Raw genomic sequence first — 16,031 nt, 5'->3', positions numbered from 1 at the left:
GGGGCGAGAGGCGGGGCTTGCCCTGCGCCGCGCGGGGCGCGAAAAGGCCGCCACCCCTCGCCGGGCCCCGATTCGCGCCGTTACAAGGAGATGCGCCGGTGATCTCGCGTCGTTCCCTCTTCGCCGCCGGTGGCGGCGCCCTGCTGCTCTCCGCCTGCGAAACCCCCGTCACCCTGGACGGGCGCTTCCCGATCATGGACGTGCTCGGCACGCAGTCCGACCTGTCGAGCTTCCGCGCCGCGCTGCGCCGCGCGGGCCTCGACGAGCTGCTGAACGGCCCCGGCCCGCACACGGTCTTCGCGCCGACGAACCTCGCCTGGAGCGCGGCGCCGGAAGCCTTCCGCAACGCCGACCCCGCGGCGCTGCGGAACCTGATCGCCGCGGGCCGGCTGCGCACGCCCGACATCGCCGCGCGCGGCAACCGGGTGCGCATGCTGTCGGGCATCGACATCCGGGTGGTCGGCGGCACGCCGAACGAGCCGCGCATCCAGGCGGCGCGGCCGGGCGCGGCGCCCTCCGGCGCCTCGGGCAGCATCATCCGCCCCAACATCCTGTGCAGCAACGGCGTCATCCACGTCGTCGGCGCGGTGCTGGTGCCGGCCTGACGCAGCCGCGGGGCGGTCGCAATCCGGCCGCAGGCGGGGCCTAGAACCCAGCCGTGTCCGAACCGATCCTGCTCCGCCGCATCCTCTTCGCCCTCCTGGCGCTGGCCATCACCGCGGGCCTCCTGCGGCTGGCCGTCCTCGTGCTGGGCGGTGGCGGCTGGAGCCTCTGGGACGGGCTGATCCTGCTCTGCTTCCTTGGCACCGTGCCCTGGAGCGCGCTGTCCGCCGCCAATGCGCTGATCGGCCTCGGCATACGGCTCCTCGCGCGCGACCCGGTCGCCGCCGTGCTGCCGCAGCTCCGCGCCGCGCGCCCGCCGCCGCCCGAGGGCCGAACCGCCATTGCCATCTGCGTCCGCAACGAGGACATGGCGGCGGTGCTGCCCCCGCTTGGCCGGCTGATGGACGGGCTGGCCGCGCGCGGCATGGCCGGCCGGTTCGAACTCTGGGTGCTGTCGGACACGCCGGCCGGTCCGGCGGCCGAGAGCGAGGAAGCCGCCTTCCGCGCCTTCGCCGCCGGGCGTGCCGACGCCCATTACCGCCGGCGCGCGAGCAACGAGGGCTTCAAGGCCGGCAACGTCATGGACTTCCTCGACAACCATGCCGGGGGCCTCGACCATTTCCTCTGCCTCGACGCCGATTCCGAGATGACGCCAGAGGCGGTGCTGCGCCTCGTCGCCGTGCTGGAAGCGGACCCGAGACTCGCCATCGTCCAGCAGCTCATCCACGGCCGCCCGGCCACCGCCGCCTTCCCGCGCCTGTTCCAGTTCGGCATGCGCCAGGGCATGCGCGTCTGGGCCACCGGCCAGGCCTGGTGGCAGGGCGACGAAGGCCCCTATTGGGGCCACAACGCCGTCATCCGCATCGCCCCCTTCCGCGAGCATTGCCGCCTGCCGCCGCTGCCCGACGGCAGCCGCATCCTCTCCCACGACCAGGTGGAGGCGACGCGCCTGACCGCCGCCGGCTGGAAGGTGCGCGTGCTGCCCGACGATGCCGGCAGCAGCGAGGCCAACCCGCCCACCTTCGGCGATTTCGTGACGCGGGACCTGCGCTGGGCCGGCGGCAACATGCAGTATCTCGCGCTGCTGCGCCTGCCGGGCCAGACCTGGATGGCGCGCTGGCAGCTCGTGCAGGCCATGCTGCTCTTCGCCGGCGCGCCGCTGTGGTGCGCCATCCTGGTGCTCGCCGCGCTGAACGGCCTGACGGGCGGGGCCGAGGGCACGCCGATGGGCTGGCTCGTGGCGCTGCTCCTCGCGACCTGGCTGTGCCACTACGCGCCGAAGCTCGCCGGCTATGCCGAGCTGTTCCTCGACCGCGGCATGGCTCGGGCCTATGGCGGGCGCGGCGCCGTCGCGCGCGGCGCGGGCGCGGAGATCCTGTTCACCACGCTGATGGAGCCGGCGCGACTGATGGCGCAGTCCCTCTTCCTGCTCGCCCTGCCCTTCGGGCTGCGCGTGGGCTGGGCGCCGCAAAACCGCTCGGATCGCGGCGTGGCCTGGTCCGACGCGGCGCGGCAGTTCCGTGCGCCGACGCTCGCCGGCATGGTGCTGGGCCTCGGCTTCATGCAGGTCTCGCCCCTCGCGCTGCTGCTGGCCCTGCCGGTGCTGGCCTCGCTGCTGCTCGCCATCCCCTTCGCGGTGCTGAGCGCCGATCCGCGCGTCTCGGCTTGGCTGCGGGAGCGACGGATCTGCGCCATGCCGGAGGAGATCGGCGCATGAGCGGCGGCGCCGCGCGGCTGCGGCTCCATGCCGCGGTGTCGCGCGATGGCTGCCTCGCGGATGCGGATGGCGGCATCGGCTGGCTCGCGCCGTTCGACGCTCAGGATGACGGCCTGGCGGGGTTCCTGGCCGGGATCGGCACCATCCTCACCGGGCGCGTCACCTGGGACCAGGCGCGCGGCTTCGCGGCATGGCCCCATGCCGGCAAGCGCATCGTGGTGCTGACCCGCCGCGCGCTCGAGCCCGCACCGCCCGAAGGCGTCGAGGCCATGCAGGGCGATGTCGCGGAGATCGTGTCGCGGCTGCGCGGCGAGACGCGTGGCGGTGGCGCATCTGCACCTCGCGGACCAGATGCACGCCTGCCTGACCATGGGCCGCTTCATCCCGGCCGCGGAGACGACCCTGCGGCAGGCGGCGGCGGCGCTGCGGGGCCATTGGGGCTGGTGACGGCCGAAGGGCCGCTACTCGCCCGCCAGCCGCTCCAGGAACCCGCGCAGCAGGCCCGCGCCCGAGGCCAGCGCCTCTATGGCGACGGGCCGGCCCTCCGGGCTGCCGGCCGCGCCGGGGAAGCGCGTCCGGTCCTGCGCCAGTTCGGCCGCGGAGAGGCGCCCGTCGCCGTCGAAATCCAGGCTCTCCACCAGCAGCCGGGCGGCCGCCAGCGCGGCGACGCCGCCGAGGCCGGCGGCGGCGGCGATGCCACCCTGGTCGGCGCCGTCATGCACCGCCATGGCCCAGGCGGCGGCGCGCAGGAGCCGCGCGATCTCGGCCACGCTCAGCGCGCCGTCGCCGGAGACATCCGCCTCGGCGACCAGCGCGGCGATGCACGCCTGCGGGGCATCGCCCTGGCAGGCCGCCTCGATCCGCTCCAGCGCAGCAAGGAAGGCGAGCCCTTCGCCATGCAGCAGCGCGAAGCCCGGCGTGGGGGCGGCGCAGCGCCGCCAGCGCGTGACCGGCGCGCCGCCAGGCAGGCGGTCGTCGCGCGTCTTGGCGTCGGGCTCCGCGCTGTCGAGCGCATCCCCGGCGGCGCGCAGCATCAGCCGCGGCGCCTCCGCCCCGCCGCCGGTGCCGACATGCCATTCGTCGTGCATCCGCAGGGAGCGGAAGCGGAACAGCCGCGCCTCGCCCTCGGCGGGCAGCCGCACCGCCGAACGCGCGGTGAGGTGCAGGATCGCGGCGGGCGCGGCGCATTCGCCCTCGGCCCAGCTGCCGCGCAGCGCCTCCGGCACGCCCTGCGCGGCGACCGGGGCGGCGGCGAGGAGCGCCATGGCGAGCAGCAGCCGCCTCATTGCAGCACCAGCTCCACGCCCGCGCAGAGGTCGGTGCCGGGCAGGCGCAGTTCACGGCCGTCGCGGAACACCGCGACCAGGTCCGCAACGCATTCCCCGCCATCGGGCGGCGCGAAGTCGAGCGTCTCGCCCACGCCCAGCACCGTGCGTCCGAGGCGGTCAGGACCGCGCGGCGCGCCAGGCGGGTCGGCGTAGAGCTCGGCGACCGGCACCTCCGCCGCGTTGCGCAGGCGCAGGCTGCCGGGACGTGGGCCGGTGTCCTGCGGCTCGCCCTCGTCGAGCCGGTCGGCCAGCGTCCAGCCGGGCCGCAGGACGATCACCGCGACCTCGCAGAGATTGATGCCGGCGCGCTCCTCGGCGGCGCGGCGGTCCTCGAAGACGATGCGGATATCGGCCTCGCAGTCGCGCAGCCGGGCCGAGACCTCGCGGCGGGCGCCGCGCGGCAGCACCTCCTCGCCCAGGCGGTCGGGGCCCCAATCCTCCTCCGTCGGGGCGGAGAGATAGACCTCCTGCACCATCGCTGCGTGGCGGTTGACCAGGCTGACGCGGCGCTCGGGCGGGCGCGGCGCGCCGGAGCCGTCGAAGGCGATCTCGCGGTTCGCGCAGAGGTCCACGCCGGTCTTCGTCTCCTCGGCGTCGTCCTCGTAGACCGCGCGCAGATCCCACAGGCAGGGCGCGCCGCGCAGGCGCAGCATGAAGTTGCCGCCGGGCGGCAGCATGTCGTTGCCCAGGCGGTCCGGACCCCAGAGCTGCGGCGCGCGGTGGGAGGCGTAGAACTCGCGGATCATGCGGTCGGAACTGTTGCTGACCCGCGCCTCGCGCCGCGGCGCATTGGGGTCGCCGAAGGTCACGCGCGCATCGCGGCAGAGATTGACGCCGGCGCGGCTTTCCTCCTCCCCGTCCTCGTAGACCGCGGTGATGTCGAAGACGCAGTCGCGCGTGCGGCCGAGGCGGATGCGCATCTCGCGCCCCGCCGCGATCACGCCCTCGCCCAGCCGGTCCGGCCCGCGTCCCGGCGCGTTGGGCGGCGCGGCGAAGAGCTGGAGCAGCACCATGTCCGTCTCGTTGCGGATGGTGGCCTCGCGCAGCGGGATGCCGGGGTCGCCGAACTGCACGCGGCGGTTCTGGCAGATGTTCTGCCGCCGCCGCTCCTCCGTCCCGTCCTGGTAGATCGCGCGGAACTCGATGTCGCAGGCCGCGTCGGGGATGCGGGCGCGGAAGGATCCGCGGTCGGGCACGGTATCGGCGCCGAGCAGGTCGGGGCCGAACTCCGCGCCCCCCACCGGGGCCGCGTAGAGTTCCCGGAGGGTCTGGCCGGACTGGTTGACGATGGTGGCCTCGCGCTCGCGCACGGGCGGCGCGGCGGGCTGCCGCTGGGGGGACTGGGCGAGGCTCGGCAGGGCAAGCAGGGCGAGGCAGGCGGCCATCGCCAGCGACGGCAGGCGCATGAAGGGCCTTTCGGGGGGACTCACGGGCGCAAGGATCGTGGTCGCGCGCGCGCTTCGCAAGCGCAGCGAGGACACGGTCGGCGGGAAAAGCGACGCCGGGCGCAACCGCCCGCAACGGGCGGCGGTCAGGGCGCCGGCAGGACCACGATGCTGACGGTGCGCGAGGGCGGCTCGGCGGCCCGGACGCGGGGGCTGAACTGCGCGCTGCGCGCCTCGGCCCGCAGCCGCTCCGGGGCGATGCCGCGCGCCGCGAGGGCGGCGGCGACGGCGCGCGCCCGCTCCGCCGCGAGGCGGATCGAGGTGCTCGCCCCGCCCTCCTGACCGGCATGGCCGAGCAGGCAGGCGACGCGGGCGGGATCGGCGCGCAGGACCTCCTCGGCGGCGGCGAGCGCCGCCCGCGCCTCGTCGGTGATGCGGGCGGATCCGCGCGCGAAGGGCACGGCGAAGACGTCGTCCTCGATGCGTTCGGCGCCGACGCAGTTGAACGCCGCCACCGGCTGCGCGGCGGCCGGCGCGGCCATCAGCAGCAGGGCGGCGAGCGCGCGGATCATGCCGCGGCGAGCACCCCCGCCTCCGTCAGCCGCGCGATCAGCGCCGCCGCGTCCACGCCGGGATAGGCGGCGCGCAGCTCCTCCTCGGCGATCGCCGGGCGGGCGAGGATCCAGGTCGAGGCCTCGGCCTCGGCGTAGCTCATCGGGATGACCCCGCTCGCGGTCTTCAGCGCGAACTCGGCGCCGCGGCGGACCGGCTTGGCGCCGGCCTCGGCGACGCGGAAGCGCGGCCCGGCGGGCGCGGCCGGCGCGGCCTGGACCGGCTGGGGCGGCGGCGCGGGAAGCGGCGCCTCGCCGCGCGCGGCGAGCAGGTCGTAGCCGCCGCGCTGGAAGCGGTAGTCGCGGATGAAGCCCTCGATCACCTCGACCACCTTGGGGTCGCGGGCGAGCTCGGTCAGCCGCGCGCCGAGCGCGGCCAGGCGCTGCGCCAGCGCGTAGCGCGCCGGCGCGCTGCCGTCCTGCCGCGGCAGGGGCTGGCGGAAGAGGCTCTCGTAGAGCGCGCGCTCATGCAGGATGTTCAGCACGTCCATGCCGAGCGGGGCGTGCACGCCGTAGGCGACATGGACGGAGTTCGGCGCCTCGGCCAGCGCGTCGTGATACCAGCCGCGCGGCAGGTAGAGCAGGTCGCCCTTGCGCAGCGTGACCTTCGCGCGCAGCGCGCCCTTGGCGCGGTCGTGGTGCTCCTGGCCCTGGCCGCGGAAGACGGGGTGCGGGATGGGGTAGTCGGCGCGGCCCTCCCAGATGTTCCAGGTCTTCTCGCCCTCGACCTGCACGGCCCAGACGTCGTGGGTGTCGTAGTGGGAATGGAAGGCCTTGTGGGACTGGAACGAGATGTAGACGTTGGCCTGCGCCTTCCCCAGCCCCGCGCCCTCCAGCGCCTCGGAGACCGAGGCGAGGCCCGGGGTGAGGCTGTCCACGTCGTTCATCACGACCGAGGCGCCGCGCGCGACCCATTCCATCACCTTGGGCGCGAGCGGCTGCAGCACCTGGGCGTTGTCGCGCGAGACGGCCTTCACGCTGTATTGCGCCGGCGGCACCGTGACGCTGTCGAGCACCAGCTTCAGGCTCTGCTCGGTCCAGATATGCGTCATGCCGAGCAGCCGGTTGATGCCCGCCCAGTCCAGCACCGCGGCGAACTTGCCCGCATGGCCCTGGATGTGCAGCGGCTGCCGGTCGTGGAACTCGGCGAAGAAGCGCTCCGGCGTCACGGGCGCGAGAAGGTCCTGCAACGTCATGGTCATGGGTGCAGTCTAGCCTCCGCGAGCCCCGGCGTCAGCCGCAGGCTGGACGCGCGGGCGCCCGGCGGCGCAGGCTCCGGACAAAGGCTGGAGGACGCCATGGCGAACGACACCGCAGCGCCGAGCGACACCACGCGCGAGGAGGTCCTGCGCGCGGCCGGGGAGGCCCTTGCGGCCCTCGCCCCGGACCTGCCGCCCGATGCCGCGCATCTGCTGCGGGCCCTGCACGCCGCGGTGCCGACCGCCGAACTCGCCGCCACCCCGCCCGAGGCCCTGGCCGCCGCGGCGGCGAGCCTCTTCGCCTTCGCGCGCGAGCGCACCCCCGGCACGGCCAAGGTGCGCGTGCTGCCCGCGGGCCCGGCCACCGGCCCCCGCCCGGTCGCCGAGATCGTCACCGACGACATGCCCTTCCTGGTCGATTCGGTGCTGGCCGCGCTCGCCCTGCACGGGCGGTCGGTCGCCTCGCTGCTGCACCCGATCCTGCGCGTCAGGCGCGATGCGGCGGGGCGGCTCGTCGCCCTCGACGCCGCCGCGCCTGCGCGCGAGAGCATGATGCGCGTCGTCCTCGGCGCCGCCGCGCCGGTGCTCTCGGGCCAGGCGGGCCGCCCGCCCGAGGGGCTCGCGGCGCTGGAGGCCGCTCTTGCCCGCGCCATGGCCGATGTCCGCGCCGCGGTGACCGCCTTCCCGGCCATGCTCGCGCTGATGAAGGCCGCCGGGGCCGAAGCCGCGCGCCTCGGCGGGCCCGAGGCCGAGGAGGCCGCGGCCTTCCTCGAATGGCTGACCGAGGACAACTTCGTCCTGCTCGGCCATCGCCGCTTCGCGCTCGGCGCGGACGGCGCGATCAGCGTCGCGCCGGAGGAGAACCTCGGCATCCTCGCCGATCCCGCCCTGCCGGTCTTCGACGCGCTGCGCGACCTCGCCTCCATCCCGCCCGCCGTGCGCGAGGCACTGTCCCAGCCCATGCCGGTCACGGTCGCCAAGGCCAACATGCGCGCGACCGTGCACCGCCCGCAGCATGCCGACGTGATCGCGACGCGCATCTTCGACGATGCCGGGCGGGTCGTTGGCGGGCGGCTCTTCCTCGGCCTCTTCGCCGCGGCGGCCTACAACCGCAACCCGCGCTCGATCCCGCTGCTGCGCCGGAAGGTGGAGCGCATCCTCGACCTCGCCGGCGTCGAGGCGGACAGCCATGACGGCCGCGCGCTGCGCAACATCCTCGACACCTGGCCGCGCGACGAGCTGTTCCAGGCGCCGGATGCCGCGATCCTCGACGGCGCGCGCCTCGCGCTCGATCTCTCGATCCGGCCGCGCGCGGCGCTGACCATCCGGCGCGACCCGTTCGAGCGCTTCGTCTCCGCCATCGCCTGGCTGCCACGCGACACCTTCGACACGCGGCTGCGCGAGCGCATCGGGCAGATCATCGCGCGCGCGCATGGCGGCAGGCTCTCGGCCTTCTACATCGCCCTCGGCGACGCGCCGCTCGCGCGCGTGCACTACATCGTGGCCACCACGCCGGGCGCGGTCCCGGCGGTGGAGACATCCGCGCTCGAGAGCGCCATCGCCCAGGCAGCGCGCGGCTTCGGGGAACGGCTCGCCGAGGCGCTGGCGGGCATCGAGGGCGAGGCCGAGGCCGCGACCCGCCTCGCGCGCTGGCGCGACGCCTTCCCCGCCGCCTACCGCGAGAGCGCGACGGGGGCGCAGGGCGTGGCCGATATCATGCTCGCCGAGCGCGCCATCGCGGCGGGCCGGCCGCGCGCCGACCTCCTGCGCGCGCCGGGTGCGGATGCGCGCACGCTGACGCTGCGCCTCGCCAATCCCGGCGGGCCGCTGCCGCTGGCCGATGCGTTGCCGCTGTTCGAGAGCCTCGACCTGCGCGCCGTCGAGGAACAGCCTCACCATCTGACGCCGGCCGGCGGGCCGGAGGTGGTGCTGCACGTCTATCGCCTCGAAGCCGGGGCGGATTGCCCGGAGGACCGCTTCGGCGAGATCCTCGGCGCACTGTCGGCGCTGCTCGACGGCGCGACCGAGACCGACGGGTTCAACCGGCTGGTGCTGCGCGCGGGCCTCGGCTGGCGCGAATGCTGGCTGCTGCGCGCGCTGTTCCGCTGGCTCAAGCAGGTGGGCTTCCCCTTCGCCCAGGGCTCGGTCGAGGCCGCGCTCGCCGCGCAGCCCGAGGCCGCGCGGCTGCTGGTCGAGATCTTCCGCCGCCGCTTCGACCCCGCCGCGACGGAGCGCGACACCACCGCCGCCGAAGCCGCCTGGGCGACGCTGCTCGAAGGCGTGGAGAACCCGGACGAGGACCGCATCCTCGCGCGCCTGCGCCTCGTCCTGGATGCGGTGCTGCGGACCAACTTCTTCCAGGGCAAGGACTACCTCGCGCTCAAGCTCGACAGCGCGCGCGCGGGCGAGATGCCGCAGCCCCGGCCCTGGCGCGAGATCTTCGTCCATTCCGTGCGCATGGAAGGCTGCCACCTGCGCGGCGGGCCGGTCGCGCGCGGCGGCATCCGCTGGTCCGACCGGCGCGAGGATTTCCGCACCGAAATCCTCGGGCTGATGAAGGCGCAGGTGCTGAAGAACGTCATCATCGTGCCCACCGGCGCGAAGGGCGGCTTCGTGCTGAAGCACCCGCCACCTGCGAGCGATCGCGAGGCGTTCCAGGCCGAGGGCGTCGCCTGCTACCGCATGCTGGTGCGCGGCATGCTCGACCTGACCGACAACTACCGCGGCACCGAGGTCGTCACCCCCGAAGGCATCGTGCGCCGCGACGGGGACGATCCCTACATCGTCGCCGCCGCCGACAAGGGCACCGCGACCTTCAGCGACATCGCCAATGCGCTCTCGGCCGAATACGGCTTCTGGCTCGGCGACGCCTTCGCCTCGGGCGGGTCGGCCGGCTACGACCACAAGGGCATGGGCATCACCGCGCGCGGCGCCTGGGTGATGATCGACCGCCACTTCCAGGAAGTGCTCGGCCGCTCGGTGCAGGACGCGCCCTTCGACATGGTGGGCGTGGGCGACATGTCGGGCGACGTCTTCGGCAACGGCCTGCTCGTCTCGCGCAAGACCCGGCTGCGCGCCGCCTTCGACCACCGCCACATCTTCCTCGACCCCGACCCGGACCCCGAGGCCTCCTACGCCGAGCGCGAGCGGCTGTTCCGCCTGCCGCGCTCCTCCTGGGCCGACTACGAGGCACGGCTGATCAGCGAGGGCGGCGGCGTCTTCCCGCGCAACGCCAAGTCGCTGCCGTTGAGCCCGCAGGCGCGGGCGATGCTGGGCATCGCCGCCGAGCGCGCCGAACCGGCCGAGATCATGCGCGCGATCCTGCGCATGGAGGTGGACCTGCTCTACTTCGGCGGCATCGGCACCTATGTGAAGGCGAGCACTGAAACCCACGCCGATGCCGGCGACCGCGCCAATGATGCGATCCGCGTGGACGGGCGCGAGATCCGCGCCCGCGTGGTGGGCGAGGGCGCCAATCTCGGCGTCACCCAGGCCGGCCGCATCGAGGCCGCGCGCCAGGGCGTGCGGATCAACACCGACGCGCTCGACAACTCCGCCGGCGTCTCGACCTCCGACCACGAGGTGAACATCAAGATCCTGCTCGCCGATGCCGAGGCCGAGGGCGTGCTGACGCGCCGCAACCGCGACGAATTGCTGCGCGCCATGACCGACGAGGTCGCCACCCTGGTGCTGCGCGACAACCACTTGCAGTCGCTCGCCGTCAGCCTCGAGCAGATGGCCGGCGCCGAGGCCCTGCCCGCCCAGGCGGCGCTGATGGAAAGGCTCGAATCGGCCGGGCTGCTCGACCGCGCGGTGGCGGGCCTGCCCGATGCGGCCGCCATGGCGCGGCGCATCGGCGCGGCGGACCCGCTGACGCGGCCGGAGATCGCCGCCCTGCTGCCCTTCGCCAAGCTCTGGCTGACCGATGCGCTGGCCGGGGATGCGCTGACCGAGGACCCGGCGCTGCTGCCGCTGCTCGCCGCCTATTTCCCGGCGCCGCTGCGCGAGACCTATCGCCGCTTCATCGAGCGGCACCGGCTGCGGCGCGAACTGCTCGCGACCATCCTCGCCAACCAGGCGGCCAACCGGCTGGGTTGCGCGGGCATCGCGCGGCTGACGCTGGCGGCCGAACCCGCCGCCGCCTGCCGCGCCGCGCTGCTCGCCAGCGAGGCCTTCGGCCTGGAAGCGGCCTTCGACGCGATCGACGCGGCCGAGGCGCCGGCCGATGCGCGCCTGGCCGCGCAGCTCGCGCTGCGGCAGTTGCAGGAAGGCGCCGCGCAGGACCTCCTGGCGCTGCCGCCCGCGCCGCTCGCCGATGTGCTGGCGACGCTGCGCCCCGGCATCGCGGCGCTCACCGCCCTCGCCCCGCGCGAGAACCTCGCCCCAGGCTTGCCCGAGGCGGCTGCGGCGCTGGCCGCCGCGGCGCCGCGCCTGGTGGCCGCGCCGGCGGTGGTGCGCCTCGCCGCGCGCGCCGGCGTCGAGGTGACGACCGCCGCCGCGGCCTGGTCGGCGGTAGAGCAGGATTTCGCGCTCGACGCGCTGCGCGCGGCCCTGGCCGCGGCCCCGGCGCCGGGCGCCTTCGGCCCGCGTGCGCGCGCGACGCTGGCCGAGGACATTGCGGCGGCGCAGGCGCGGCTCGCCGCGCAGCGGCTGGCAGGCGGCGCCGCCGACCCCGCCCGCGCGGCAGCCGTCGCGGCGCTGGTGCGCGACGCCGCCGCGGCGCGCGACCTCGCCGCCGCCACCGTCGCGGCACGCGCGCTCGCGAACCTGGCGTGATGCGCCCCGCGGCGGGGCGCGCCCGGCGGCATCACGCCGCCGCGGCAGGACCCTGCCGGCCGAGCAGCCGCCGCAGGTCCAGCGCATGGGCGCCCGCGCCGAGCCCCGCCTGCACCAGCAGCGCGGCCGTCCAGAAGGCGGGGAACTCCCAGCCGCCGCCCTGGGCGCTGAACAGCCAGCCCGCCGGCAGGTGCTGGATGGTGGCGCCGATCATGATCGGCAGCGCCAGCAGGCTCACGGCGCGCACGCCCACGCCGAGGATGAGGGCGATGCCCGCGCCCACCTCGGCGAAGGCGACGATTGCGCCGAGCACCGGCGGATAGCCGAGCGAGCCGAAGAAGCCCATCGTGCCCGCCAGGCCGAAGGTCCCGATCTTGAGCAGCCCGCCATGGGCAAGGAACATCACGCCCATGCTCACGCGCAGCAGTAGCGCGGCATAGGGCGTCGTCGTCTTCACATCCGTCATCGTCATGGTCCTTCTTCGGCAGAGGCCCCGCGGCCTCAAGTGGCGGGACCATGCGCCCGCGGGTCGGGCGCCTTCCAACGGAAGGGCGGAACGTCCATCATCACCGGCGGCAATGGCCGACCTTGCGACCCTCGACCTGAACCTGCTGCGGGTGTTCGACGCGGTGGCGCGCGAGCGGCACGTCACCCGCGCGGCGCAGCGGCTGAACCTCTCCCAGCCCGCGGTCTCCAACGCGCTGGCGCGGCTGCGGGCGGCGCTGGGCGACGAGCTGTTCCTCCGCCGCCCCGGCGGGGTCGAGCCGACGGAGCTCGCCCTCGCCCTCGCCGGGCCGGTCGCCGAGGTGCTCGACCGGCTGCGCGACACGCTCGCCGTCCATGCGCCATTCGACCCGGCGAGCACCGACCGCGTCTTCACCGTCGCGCTGTCGGAATACGCCGAGGCGGTGCTCGCCCCGCCGCTGCTCGCGCGCATGGCGCAGGAGGCGCCGGGCGCGCTGCTCGCCATCCGCCACGCTGACCGCACCAACTGGCAGGCGCTGCTCGAGCGCGGCGAGGCGGAACTCGCCATCGCCGTGCTGCCCGAGCCGCCGGCGATCTACACCCGCATCCGCCTGCTGCCCGAGGGCTTCATGACGCTGATGCGCCCGGGGCATCCGCTCGCCACCGGCGTGCTGACCGAGGATCGCGTCATCGGCTTCCCGCATCTGCTGCATTCGCCCAACGGCTCGCGCGACGGCGCGCTGGATGCCGCGCTCGCCGCGCGCGGCAAGCGGCGGCGGCTCGGCGCGGTCGTCGCCCATCTCTCGGCCGCGCCCGAGATCCTGCAGCGCACGGACATGGTGATGACGCTCTCCGCGCGGCTGGCGATGCGGCTGGCGCAGGCGCATGGCCTCGTGCTGCGCGAATGCCCGGTCGAGATCCGGCACACGCGGCTGTCCATGATCTTCCACCGGCGCTTCGAGAGCGACGCCGGCCACGCCTGGCTGCGGCGCCTGATGCTGGCGGTGGCGCGGGAGGTGCCGGCGGTCGAAGGGGCTGCCTCCCCGGCAGCGGATTGAGCGCGTCCGGGGCGCCCGGCGCCAGGCCGCGCCTTCCCGCCCTGGACCGCCGCGCCGCGCCGCGCTCCCATGCGCCGCATGGAGCAGACATTCGACCATGTGATCGTCGGCGCGGGCAGCGCGGGCTGCGTGCTCGCGAACCGGCTCTCCGCCGACGGGCGCGCCAGCGTCGCGGTGATCGAGGCCGGCGGCCGCGACCGCCATCCCTACATCCACATCCCGGCGGGCTATGCGCGCATCCTCGGCCATCCGCGGCTGACCTGGGGCTTCCGCACCGAGCCGGACGCCGCGACGGGCGGGCGCACGCTCGACTACCCGCGCGGGCGGGTCTGGGGCGGTTCCTCCTCCATCAACGGGCTCGGCCATGTGCGCGGGCATCCGTCGGACTACGACCTTTGGGCGCAGAAGGGCTGCACGGGCTGGGGCTGGGAGGATCTCCTGCCCTACTTCATGCGCCACGAGGCCTTCGCCGGCGGCGGCGAGGGGCGCGGCACGCAGGGCCCGCAGCCGGTCGAGCACCTCGCCGAGACGCCCGCCCTGCTGCGCGAATTCGCCGCCGCCGCGCAGGCGATCGGCCTGCCCGTGAATGAGGACATGAACGGCCCGCGGCGCGAGGGCTTCGCCACCTTCCAGCAGACGCGCCGCGGCCAGAGGCGCATCTCGGCGGCGCGGGCCTACCTGGTGCCGGCGCTCTCGCGGCCGAACCTCACGGTGATCGACGAGGCGCTGGCGCTGCGCCTGGTGATCGAGCAGGGCCGCGCGGCCGGCGTGGCGATCCGCCGCGGCGGCGAGGAACGCATCCTGCGCGCGCGCTTCGGGGTGGTGCTCGCGGCTGGTGCGATCGGCTCGCCGCATCTGCTGATGCTCTCCGGCATCGGCCCCGGGGACGAGCTGCAACGCCACGGCATCGCGACGCTGCTCGATGCACCGGGCGTCGGGCGCAACCTGCAGGACCACTACATCGCGCGGCTGACCTTCCGCCTGGCCGATCACCGCTGGTCGGCGAACCGCCGCATCGTCTGGCCGCGCCTCGGCCTCGAGGTGCTGCGCTGGGCCTTCGCCGGCAAGGGCGTGCTGACCTGGTCGCCGGGGATGATGTCGCTCTTCGCGCGCACGCAGGAGGGGCTGGAGGCGCCGGACGTGCAGATCAACGGCGGCCCGATCTCCTGGGCGGAGGGCCGCATCGGCGTGCCGGAGAGGGAGCCCGGCTTCACGCTTGGCGTCTGGCAATGCCGGCCGCAGAGCCGCGGCACGGTCACGCTGCGTTCCCCGCGCGCCGAGGACGCGCCGGCGATCGCGCCGCGCTTCCTGACCGAGCGCGCGGATGAGGAATGCCTGCTGCGCGGCATGCGCCTCGCGCGGCGCTGGATGGCCGCGGCGCCGCTGCGCGGCATCGTGGCGGGCGAGGTGCGGCCTGGACCGGCGGCGGAGAGCGACGAGGCGCTGCTCGCCTTCGCGCGCGAGACCGGCGGCACGGTCTATCACCCGTGCTGCACGGTGCGCATGGGCGGCGATGCCGCGGCACCACTCGATGCGCGGCTGCGGCTGCGCGGCATCGAGGGGCTGCGCGTGGCGGATGCCTCGGTCTTCCCGGACATCCCGGTGTGCAACATCAACGCGACGGTGCTTTCGGTCGCGGAGAAGGCGGCGGACCTGATCGCGGAGGACATGCGCGCCGGGTGAACGCCGCGCGCCGGGCGAAGGCGGGATCGGCCCTCGCCCGGCCGGCGCATCACCGGTCCCGCACGCCCCGCCTGCCGGCGTCGCGCGCGGTCCCTCGCGCGGAGCGCATCAATCGTCGAAGCGCAGCCCGCGCGCGCGGATCAGCGCGCTCCACTTCTCCGCCTCGCCGCGCAGATGCGCCTGCGCGGCCGCGACATCCGATCCCCCGGCGCCGACGAAGCCCACCTCGGCCACGCGGGCGCGCACGTCGGGCTGCGCCAGGGCGTGGCGCGCCGCCGCGTTCAGGCGGTTCACCACGGCATCCGGCGTGGCGGCCGGCACCCACCACATCACCCAGGAATTGGCCTCGAAGCCGGGCGCGACGGTCTCGGCCATGGTCGGCACGTCGGGCAGGGCGGGCACGCGCTGCGGCGTGTTCACCGCGAGCGCCTGCAGCGCGCCGTCGCGCACCTGGCCCATGGTCGCGGGCATGTCGGCGAACATGAACTCCACCGTGCCGGCGCGGATGTCGGTCAGCGCCGGGGCGGTGCCGCGGTAGTTCACCAGCGTGAAGTCGGCCCCGGACATGGACTGGTAGAGCACGGCGGCGAGCTGGTGCGGCGTTCCCGGCCCGCCGGTCGCCGCCTTGTAGCGCCCGGGATTGGCGCGCACCGCCGCATCCCAGGCGCGCACATCGGCGAACAGCCCCGGCCGCGCCACCAGCACGAAGGGCGTGGTGGCCAGCAGCGAGACCGGCTTGAAGTCGGACAGCGCATAGCCCGGATCGCGCATCATGAAGGGCGCGATGACGGAGGAGATCGGCGCCAGCAGCACCGTGTGCCCGTCTGGCCGCGCCGTCGCGACCGAGCGCGTGCCCACCGCAGCCCCCGCGCCGGGCCGGTTCTCGACCACCATCGGCTGGCCGAGGAAGCCCTGCATGTGCGGCGCCATGACGCGCGCCAGGATGTCGGGCGAGCCGCCCGGGGCGAAGGGGTTGATCAGGCGGATCGTCTCGCGCGGGGCCCAATCCTGCGCGCGGACGCCGCGGGCGGCGAAGGGCAGGGTGGCGGCCGCGGTGAGCGTCGCGCGGCGCGTGGCATGGATCATCGGAAGCTCCCAGGACGACGTGAAGCGCGTGTGCGGCATTGGCCGGCGGGCCGGCGGCAGAGAGGTGGCGCGGCGGCGGCCGCGCACAAGGCATCGTGTCGCATGGGCCGCGGCCGTGCT

The 16,031-nt window shown here is 75.2% G+C and carries 12 protein-coding genes; 6 read left to right on the top strand and 6 right to left on the bottom strand.

Annotated features, from left to right (window positions below; translation table 11 throughout):
* Window positions 1–98: 98 nt before the first annotated feature.
* From FHS88_RS04735 to FHS88_RS21050, 3 genes are all read left to right on the top strand, one after another.
* Window positions 99–605 (top strand): fasciclin domain-containing protein, encoded by a 507-nt coding sequence (locus FHS88_RS04735; protein ID WP_338146409.1) that lies wholly within the window; start codon window positions 99–101, stop codon window positions 603–605.
* Window positions 606–658: 53 nt separating this feature from the next.
* Complete coding sequence (gene mdoH / locus FHS88_RS04730; protein ID WP_184481823.1) at window positions 659–2,320, top strand: glucans biosynthesis glucosyltransferase MdoH; 1,662 nt, start codon at window positions 659–661, stop codon at window positions 2,318–2,320.
* Between the two features lie 318 nt (window positions 2,321–2,638).
* Window positions 2,639–2,767, top strand: coding sequence for a hypothetical protein (locus tag FHS88_RS21050; protein ID WP_272872797.1), 129 nt, complete (start codon window positions 2,639–2,641; stop codon window positions 2,765–2,767).
* A gap of 14 nt (window positions 2,768–2,781) precedes the next feature.
* Here the strand turns inward: FHS88_RS21050 and FHS88_RS04725 are convergent, their stop codons facing one another.
* The 4 genes from FHS88_RS04725 to FHS88_RS04710 all read right to left on the bottom strand — a co-directional run bounded on the left by FHS88_RS04725 (window position 2,782) and on the right by FHS88_RS04710 (window position 6,846).
* Complete coding sequence (locus tag FHS88_RS04725) at window positions 2,782–3,606, bottom strand: hypothetical protein (protein ID WP_184481821.1); 825 nt, start codon at window positions 3,604–3,606, stop codon at window positions 2,782–2,784.
* Window positions 3,603–5,078, bottom strand: coding sequence for a hypothetical protein (locus tag FHS88_RS04720; RefSeq protein WP_184481819.1), 1,476 nt, complete (start codon window positions 5,076–5,078; stop codon window positions 3,603–3,605). The genes FHS88_RS04725 and FHS88_RS04720 overlap by 4 nt, the downstream gene beginning before the upstream one ends.
* Window positions 5,079–5,179: 101 nt before the next feature.
* Entirely contained in the window at window positions 5,180–5,605 is a 426-nt protein-coding gene (locus tag FHS88_RS04715; RefSeq protein ID WP_184481817.1) for an OmpA family protein, read from the bottom strand.
* Window positions 5,602–6,846, bottom strand: a complete 1,245-nt coding sequence (locus FHS88_RS04710) for a cupin domain-containing protein (protein WP_184481815.1) — start codon at window positions 6,844–6,846, stop codon at window positions 5,602–5,604. Before FHS88_RS04710 ends, FHS88_RS04715 begins: the two co-directional genes overlap by 4 nt.
* Before the next feature lie 96 nt (window positions 6,847–6,942).
* Between FHS88_RS04710 and FHS88_RS04705 the strand changes: the two genes are divergently transcribed.
* Complete coding sequence (locus tag FHS88_RS04705) at window positions 6,943–11,619, top strand: NAD-glutamate dehydrogenase (RefSeq protein ID WP_184481813.1); 4,677 nt, start codon at window positions 6,943–6,945, stop codon at window positions 11,617–11,619.
* A gap of 31 nt (window positions 11,620–11,650) precedes the next feature.
* Here FHS88_RS04705 and FHS88_RS04700 read toward each other — a convergent pair whose 3' ends face one another.
* Complete coding sequence (locus tag FHS88_RS04700; protein ID WP_456306772.1) at window positions 11,651–12,091, bottom strand: DoxX family protein; 441 nt, start codon at window positions 12,089–12,091, stop codon at window positions 11,651–11,653.
* 106 nt (window positions 12,092–12,197) lie between these two features.
* On the opposite strand from FHS88_RS04700, the gene FHS88_RS04695 reads away from it, so the two are divergent.
* Window positions 12,198–13,142 (top strand): LysR family transcriptional regulator, encoded by a 945-nt coding sequence (locus tag FHS88_RS04695; RefSeq protein WP_184481811.1) that lies wholly within the window; start codon window positions 12,198–12,200, stop codon window positions 13,140–13,142.
* Between the two features lie 78 nt (window positions 13,143–13,220).
* Window positions 13,221–14,825, top strand: a complete 1,605-nt coding sequence (locus tag FHS88_RS04690) for a GMC family oxidoreductase (protein ID WP_184481809.1) — start codon at window positions 13,221–13,223, stop codon at window positions 14,823–14,825.
* A 108-nt stretch (window positions 14,826–14,933) separates the two neighbouring features.
* Here the strand turns inward: FHS88_RS04690 and FHS88_RS04685 are convergent, their stop codons facing one another.
* Window positions 14,934–15,911, bottom strand: coding sequence for a Bug family tripartite tricarboxylate transporter substrate binding protein (locus FHS88_RS04685; protein ID WP_184481807.1), 978 nt, complete (start codon window positions 15,909–15,911; stop codon window positions 14,934–14,936).
* Window positions 15,912–16,031 lie beyond the last annotated feature (120 nt).

The organism is Neoroseomonas alkaliterrae (assembly GCF_014199195.1).
GTDB lineage: Bacteria > Pseudomonadota > Alphaproteobacteria > Acetobacterales > Acetobacteraceae > Neoroseomonas > Neoroseomonas alkaliterrae.
Note: the sequence above shows the minus strand (reverse complement) of the source record. Positions and strands in the feature narration are given on the sequence as shown.

What these genes read in the sequence shown, in the direction of transcription:
- FHS88_RS04685 (WP_184481807.1), bottom strand. Translation starts at nt 15,911, where the DNA reads ATGATCCATGCCACGCGCCGCGCGACGCTCACCGCGGCCGCCACCCTG.
- FHS88_RS04705 (WP_184481813.1), top strand. Translation starts at nt 6,943, where the DNA reads ATGGCGAACGACACCGCAGCGCCGAGCGACACCACGCGCGAGGAGGTC.
- FHS88_RS04690 (WP_184481809.1), top strand. Translation starts at nt 13,221, where the DNA reads ATGGAGCAGACATTCGACCATGTGATCGTCGGCGCGGGCAGCGCGGGC.
- FHS88_RS04695 (WP_184481811.1), top strand. Translation starts at nt 12,198, where the DNA reads ATGGCCGACCTTGCGACCCTCGACCTGAACCTGCTGCGGGTGTTCGAC.
- FHS88_RS04725 (WP_184481821.1), bottom strand. Translation starts at nt 3,606, where the DNA reads ATGAGGCGGCTGCTGCTCGCCATGGCGCTCCTCGCCGCCGCCCCGGTC.
- FHS88_RS04715 (WP_184481817.1), bottom strand. Translation starts at nt 5,605, where the DNA reads ATGATCCGCGCGCTCGCCGCCCTGCTGCTGATGGCCGCGCCGGCCGCC.
- FHS88_RS04700 (WP_456306772.1), bottom strand. Translation starts at nt 12,091, where the DNA reads ATGACGATGACGGATGTGAAGACGACGACGCCCTATGCCGCGCTACTG.
- FHS88_RS04710 (WP_184481815.1), bottom strand. Translation starts at nt 6,846, where the DNA reads ATGACCATGACGTTGCAGGACCTTCTCGCGCCCGTGACGCCGGAGCGC.